The 6450-nt window shown below is 68.8% G+C and carries 6 protein-coding genes; 1 reads left to right on the forward strand and 5 read right to left on the reverse strand.

The window, feature by feature from the left end:
* Positions 1-764 (reverse strand): helix-turn-helix transcriptional regulator (locus VB080_RS13670; protein WP_323419007.1); only part of this gene is annotated, 764 nt, incomplete at its 3' end.
* 79 nt (positions 765-843) lie between these two features.
* Between VB080_RS13670 and VB080_RS13675 the strand changes: the two genes are divergently transcribed.
* A complete protein-coding gene (locus VB080_RS13675; protein WP_323419008.1) occupies positions 844-1140 on the forward strand; it encodes a hypothetical protein in 297 nt (98 codons plus the stop codon).
* Positions 1141-1207: 67 nt separating this feature from the next.
* Here VB080_RS13675 and efeB read toward each other — a convergent pair whose 3' ends face one another.
* The 4 genes from efeB to VB080_RS13695 form a co-directional block, all read right to left on the reverse strand.
* Positions 1208-2515, reverse strand: coding sequence for an iron uptake transporter deferrochelatase/peroxidase subunit (gene efeB / locus VB080_RS13680; protein WP_323419009.1), 1308 nt, complete (start codon positions 2513-2515; stop codon positions 1208-1210).
* A gap of 2 nt (positions 2516-2517) precedes the next feature.
* Positions 2518-3819 (reverse strand): iron uptake system protein EfeO, encoded by a 1302-nt coding sequence (gene efeO, locus VB080_RS13685; RefSeq protein ID WP_323419010.1) that lies wholly within the window; start codon positions 3817-3819, stop codon positions 2518-2520.
* Positions 3819-4853, reverse strand: coding sequence for an iron uptake transporter permease EfeU (gene efeU / locus VB080_RS13690; protein ID WP_323419011.1), 1035 nt, complete (start codon positions 4851-4853; stop codon positions 3819-3821). The genes efeO and efeU overlap by 1 nt, the downstream gene beginning before the upstream one ends.
* Before the next feature lie 679 nt (positions 4854-5532).
* Positions 5533-6081: a sigma factor-like helix-turn-helix DNA-binding protein gene (locus tag VB080_RS13695; RefSeq protein ID WP_323419012.1), complete on the reverse strand. Its 549-nt coding sequence runs from the start codon at positions 6079-6081 to the stop codon at positions 5533-5535.
* Between the last annotated feature and the right edge of the window lie 369 nt (positions 6082-6450).

Below are 6450 nucleotides of genomic sequence, written 5' to 3' on the forward strand. Positions count from 1 at the left end.
GGGAACCAGGCCAGTGAGTCCGCCGGCGCGTCGATGAGCACCTCACAGTGGTACTCCCAGCCGAGCGCGAAATTCTCCTCCAGGGTCGTCACCGGGTCGAGGTCGTCCGGCGGGAGAAATTCATCAGCAGTCAGTTCCAGGGACTGGACGCGGTCCAGACGGTAGGTGCGCAGCTCACCACTGCGCAGCAGCCGGCACAGCAGATACCAGCGTCCGTGCCGGGCGACCACCGCCCACGGCTCGACCCTGGCCACCCACTCCGCGCCGGCTTCGGAGCGGTAGCCCAGCTCGACCACCCGGTGACGTGAGGACGCCTCGACCAGCGTGGCCGTGACCGCCGGATCGGGACGGGCGCTGCGTCGATTGGGGACGGTGTAGGTCGACCGTCGAACCGCCTCGGCCTGCCGGGCCACCGGCTCGGGCAGCGCCCGGACGATCTTCCCCAGCGCGCTGCCCACCGGATCATCGGCGTCGGACGGGTCGAGGGCGGCGTCCAGGGCGGCCATCACCAGCCCCAGCGCTTCCGCAGAACTGAAGATCAGCGGCGGCAGGCGCACCCCGCGTCCGACCCGGTAGCCCCCGTAGCGACCCCGGGTGGACAGGATCGGGATCTCGGCCTCGCGCAGCATGCCGACATAGCGCCGGGCGGCCCGCTCGGTGACTCCCAGCGCGCCAGCCAGTTGCTCGGCGGTCACCCCCGGGGTGTTCTGAATCAGCTCCAGGGTCATCAGCGCGCGTGCGGTCGGACTGTTCTCGGTGCTCATCGGGGAGCTCCTGAAATTCATCGAAACTCATCGGAAAAACCGGACGTAGATCGTCCGGAAGCCACTTTACGGTGTTTCCATGACACAGCGAATCTCTCCGTACGCGGCCACGGGTGGGCTGCTGCTCGCCCGGCGGTCGGGGGCCGCCCGCTCCTCCGAAGCCTCCCGTCGACGGGTCCGTCGGACGCTGACCGGCCTCGGCGTCATCGTCGACCGGCTGCTCACTGTGCTGATCTCCACCCGGAGCGCGGGGGTGTGGCAGCTGAACCAGCTTCCCGACCAGGTGTTGAAGGACGTCGATCCCGCTCTCTACCAAGCCCGCCGCACCCGGACGGACGGCTGGCGCAGCGTCGACCAGCGCTACCCGTTGTGGTGACGACAGCAGCCGCCGGCCCCGCAGGGCGCGACCGGCGAGAGCCGCTGCAGGTTCCCCGAGCGGGACCTCAGGCCTCGAACAGCGACTGTCCCACGTACTGCCCCGTCGTGATCCCCGGCGGCACCAGGAAGACCGAGGACGAGGTGGTCTTGAGGTACTCCACGAACATGTCGTCCCGGGCCATGTTCTGGTGCACCTTCGTGAACCGGTCGGGCGATTTCACGAAGGCGATGAAGAACAGCCCGGCGTCCAACCGTCCGGTGTCGTCGTTGCCGTCGACGAAGTTGTAGCCGCGGCGCAGCATGGCGACGCCGTCGTTGTTGTCGGGGTGGGTGCGGAAGACGTGCGAGCGCTGGTCGATCACCGGCTTGCCGCCGGCGTCGAGCGCGGAGAAGTCCGGGGCGGTGAACTCCTCACCGCCGGACAGCGGCGCGCCGGTGCCCTTCTCCCGTCCCAGTACCCGGTCCTGTTCCTGCAGTTGCAGCCCGTCCCAGACTTCGATGGTCATCGAGATCCGGCGGGCCACCAGGTAGGAGCCGCCCTTCGCCCACGCCGGATCGTTGGCGATCCAGACGTGCTCGGCGAGCCTGTCGGGCTCTTCGGCCTTGAGATTGTTGGTGCCGTCCTTCTGCCCGAACAGGTTGCGCGGGGTGGCCTGGGCGGTCGAGGTGGACGAGGTGCGCCCGAAGCCCAGCTGCGACCAACGCAGCCGGCTGCGGCCGAAGCCGATCCGGGTGAGGTTGCGGATCGCGTGCACCGCCACCTGCGGATCGTTCGCGCACGCCTGGATGCACAGGTCGCCGCCGGAGCGGGAGCGGTCGATGAAGTCGTTGACCATCTTCGGCAGCGGGCCGAACTCCGGCGGCAGCGAAGCCGCCAGCCCGAACCGGTCGACGCCATCGTCGGTACGGAACAGCGTCCGCCCGAAGCCGAAGGTGAGGGTGAGGCCGGACGGCCCGAGGTCGCTGGCCTCACCGGTGTCGTCCGGTGGCAGGTAGGGGCCGCCCTCGAAGGCGCCCTTGGCGCTGACATCCAGGCCCATCACCAGCCGGCTGGCGGCGTAGGTCCAGTCCTGCAACAGTTCGATCAGGTCGTCACGGGTGACGTCGTCGCGCAGGTCGAAGGCGGCGAAGTGCATCCGGTCCTGGGCGGGAGTGACGATGCCGCCCTGGTGCTCGCCGTAGAACGGGTACTCGAGGGTGTCGCTGACCGTCGAGGTCTTGGTGGTGAAGGCAGCGGTCGTGAGGCCGCCCGCCAGCGCACCGGCGGCCAGGCCGGCGCCGCCACCGAGGGCGAGCAGCCCGCGCCGGGACAGCCCCTGCGGGCGTCCCGGCGCGGCCCCGTCCACTGGACCGGGTTGCGACTCGTCGGTCATGGTCAGGCGATGCCCAGTACCGCGTTGGTGAGCTTGGACAGCGGCTCGCGCAGCGCGTCGATCTGGTCGGTCAGTTCACGCTGCTGGTCGCGGTTCACCTCGGCGTAGCTGACGAAGCCGGATTCGAGGCTGCCGTACGTGGCCAGCAGAGCCTGCAGCTTGTCGAACTCGCCGCTGATCTGGGCGACCAGTTCCTTGCCCTGCTCGCTCTTGCGTTCGGCGATCGGCGCGACCAGGTCGAAGGCGATCCGGGAGCCCTGCAGGTTGGCCTGGAAGTCGTACAGGTCGGTGTGCGACCACCAGTCCTCCTCACCGGTCACCTTGCCAACGGCGATCTCCTCCAGCAGCCCGGAGGCACCGTTGGAGACGGTGGCGATGTCGAGGCTCTGGGTCTGGATGAAGTCGGCGGCGTGCACGGTGTCATACAACGTGGCGATGTCAGCCACCAGCGTGTCGGCGATCACCGCGCGCTGCTCGGGAGTGGACGGCGTCCAGCCGTCCCACGCGGAGGTACCGTCCGGCTGCAGGGCGTCCTTGGCGGGAACCCACAGGTCCTTCTCCATCCGGTGGAAACCGAGCCATTCGGTGAAGGTCGGGTCGTCGCCCTTCAGCTGGTCGGCCTCGGCGAGGTAGTCGATCTCGCGGTAGTCGATCCGCGGGTCGAGGACGCCGAGCGCCTCGGCGATCGGCTCGATCCGCTCGTAGTGGACGCGGGTGGTGGCGAACATGGTGCGGGCCGCCTCGTCGTCACCGGCAGCGTAGGCCTTGGCGAGCTCGGTGACCTTGGGCTGGAGCTCGGCGACCTCGTTCTTGACGAAGTTGACGTAGTCGGACACTGCCGTGGCGAACAGTTCCTGGTCCTCGCCGGAGAGTTCGATCGGGTCGCCGGTCACGGTGAAGGCGGTCTCACCGATGTTCGCGCCGCGCATCCCTGGCTTGCAGGCGGTGAAGTAGCTGCCGGGCTGCAGCGACACCGACAACTCGGCGGAGGCGCCGGGGGCGATGTTCTCCTTCTCGGCCGCGATCCGCAGGCCGTCGGAGCCGAGCAGGTAGAACTCGGTGATCTGCTCGCCGGAGTTGGTGATCGCGAAGCTGACGTTGCCGCTGGAAGCGGTGTTCGCCGAGACCTCGCAAGTGTCGGCGGTGGAGGTCACGGTCAGCGCGCCACCGGCGGCGGGCGGGCTGCCGGAGGCGGACGGGTCGGTGGAGCCGGCCGGGACGGGGTCGGGCTGCTTGGCCACGCAGCCGGCCAGCAGGAGGCAGGCTGCGCCGGCGGCTACCAGCGGACGGACGAATGAACTCATCAAGGGTTCCTTCCAACGGTGGGGAGCGGGGGCTGCACCGCGGCGGTTCGTGCCGCGATGCTCGGGATGCCGGACGGCTCCCGGGTTTGGTTCGCCGGGGTGGCGGCGGACGCGACCGCGGCTTTCCGCGCGCGTGAGGCGGCGCGGTTGCGGCGGACCCGTCCGAAGAACAGGGGGAAGACGATGGCGAGGTAGATCGCCCAGGCGGTGACCTCCAGCCAGCTCATCTGGGGGACGAAGCCGACCGTGCCCTTGAGGAAGGCTGCGGCGAAGCCACTGGGGTCGATGCCGTTGGAGAGGTCGAAGGCCCAGCCGAAGGGGAAGGCTGCCGCCCAGTAGGGGCCGTCGAAGAAGCCGGTGAGCACCTCGCCGGTGCGGAAGTCGGTGGGGGTGATCGGATGGCCGGAGAACGGCCCGGGCAGGACCGCTGCCTCCTGCAGGTCGTGGATGGCGTAGGCGAGGATGCCCGCGGAGACGATCACCAGGAAGGCTCCCGTCCAGGCGAAGAAGGTGCCCAGGTCGATCCGCACCATGCCGCGGTAGAGCAGATAGCCGACGCCGACCGAGACCAGGATGCCGACCAGCGCGCCGGCCAGCGCAGCCGGCTGAACCACCCACCCCCACAGCATCAGGGTGGTCTCGATGCCCTCGCGGCCGACCGAGAGGAAGGCGATCCAGAAAATGCCCCACCCGGAATCGAGGCCGAGGGCGGTGTCTGCGCTGTGCTCGATCTCGGACTTCAGCCGATGGCCGGTCTTCATCATCCAGAAGACCATCCAGGTGACCATGCCGACGGCCACCAGGGACATCACGCCGCCGACGACCTCCTGTGCCTGGAAGGTGAGCTCGTAGCGGCCGAAGGTGAAGATCGCGCCCAGGAGCAGCGAACCGGCGACCGCCAGCCCCACGCCCCAACCGATCCGGCTACGGACGGCGGTCCGTCCGCGCTTGTTCACATAGGCGAACAGGATGCCCACGATGAGCGCAGCTTCCAGCCCCTCACGCAGGCCGATCAGCAGAGAGGCGAGGAACACGCGAGGTCGCCCTTCCTTAGGTAAGGCTTGCCTTAAATAAATAGAACAGCAGCACCTTACCTATTTCGGAGGTGTGGGCGAAACCCGTTCCGGGTGGTGGTCCGGTTGGTCGTCTGGTTGGTGGTCCGGGCGTCGGAGCGCCGTGCAGTCAGGCGCTGCGCCCCGGGGTTCCGACGACAGTCTGTGGTTGGCCGCGACGCTGGAGCGGGTCGGTCCACGCGCAGGTTCCGCTGATGCGGCGGAAGGTGCCCTCCGGCGGTCAGGCGACGCGCGCGGAGGCCCTGCTGGTGGGTGCAGTATCCGAAGCCACCCAGGTGGGGTCAGTCCACGCGCGCGGAGGCCCTGCGTGATCGGCAAGGTCCTGGAGCAGACCCTCCCGGGTCAGCCCACGCGCGCGGAGGCTCTGCGGAGGAAAATGTCCAAAGAGACCGCACTGTGGGGTCAGGCCACGCGCGCGGAGGCTCTGCCTCGTTGTGACCGGGCTTGTCTTGACGGCGCAGGGTCAGTCCACGCGCGCGGAGGCTCTGCCTTACCACTGGCGACCTCCGTTCAATCACTGACGGTCAGGCCACGCGCGCGGAGGCTCTGCCCCCGGCGGGGTCCGAGAGCGCCTCGAACTGGTCAAGCGTGGGCGCGGGTTCTGCCGCGTCTGGGTTCGAGTCCGGTGCCTCGGGCACGATCAGGCCACGCGGGCGCGGGTTCCGCGTCCCACCACCACGGCGTGCGCGCTGAGCACCTCCGTGAGTGGCGGACGTACCGGCACCGCTGCGGCAACGTTTACTGCGCCCTCGTTGCGGGCGCGACGCAGGTGGCGCTTCACGGTGGACAGTGAGCAGCCGAGCCGTTCGGCGATGGTCTCCAGGCTGGCATCCGGGTTGGCCTTGCGCAGCCGCAGAACCTCGTTGTGGCTGAGCCGGCTTCCCTCCCGGGAGGTCCCGGCGAAATCACCCAGATCCTCGGGCTCCGGCCGGACGCCGAGCAACCGGCGAATCCGCAACCGCTGCGCCGAGGTGGTGCCGGCGGCGACGCCGGCGACATCGTGCTCGACGACAGCAGCGTAGAGACAGCGCTCGAACAGGGGACAGTCCGCGCACAGCGTGGCGGCCTTGGCGATCAGCCGATGTGCTTCAAGTTGATTGGCTGGATCGCGGGCCAGCGCGGGCTCCTCGACGAAGGGATGCTGGAAGACCTCGGGAGAGTTGATGCAGAGGGCAGCATGCTCGGGCATCGGAGACCTTTCTCTGGAGTGCTCAGCACCGCTTTGACGCAAGGACGCCCGGCTCGGTTCCGTCCAGTTCGCGTTCGGTCGGACCGCGCCAGCAACTTCTCCTGAACAACTTCTCCTGGTCTTACCGTCTCGGGTCGTGCAGAAACCGGGCAGTAGAGGCCACTCACGTGGATAATCCACGCGCCCTGCCGAAATCGCCCGGTTTGTGCAGAAGTCTCCCGGCTGGCTCCGGTTGGGACAGTCCCCACCGTGAGTCAGAAGCAGGGCTGGGCGGGGTGGCGCGCCCGACAACCACCCACCCTGTCCCCGACACAAACCGGGCAGCAGAGATCACGCGCGTGGATAGTCCACGCGAACCCCCGGAATCAC

This window comes from Propionicimonas sp. (genome assembly GCF_034927565.1).
GTDB lineage: Bacteria > Actinomycetota > Actinomycetes > Propionibacteriales > Propionibacteriaceae > Propionicimonas.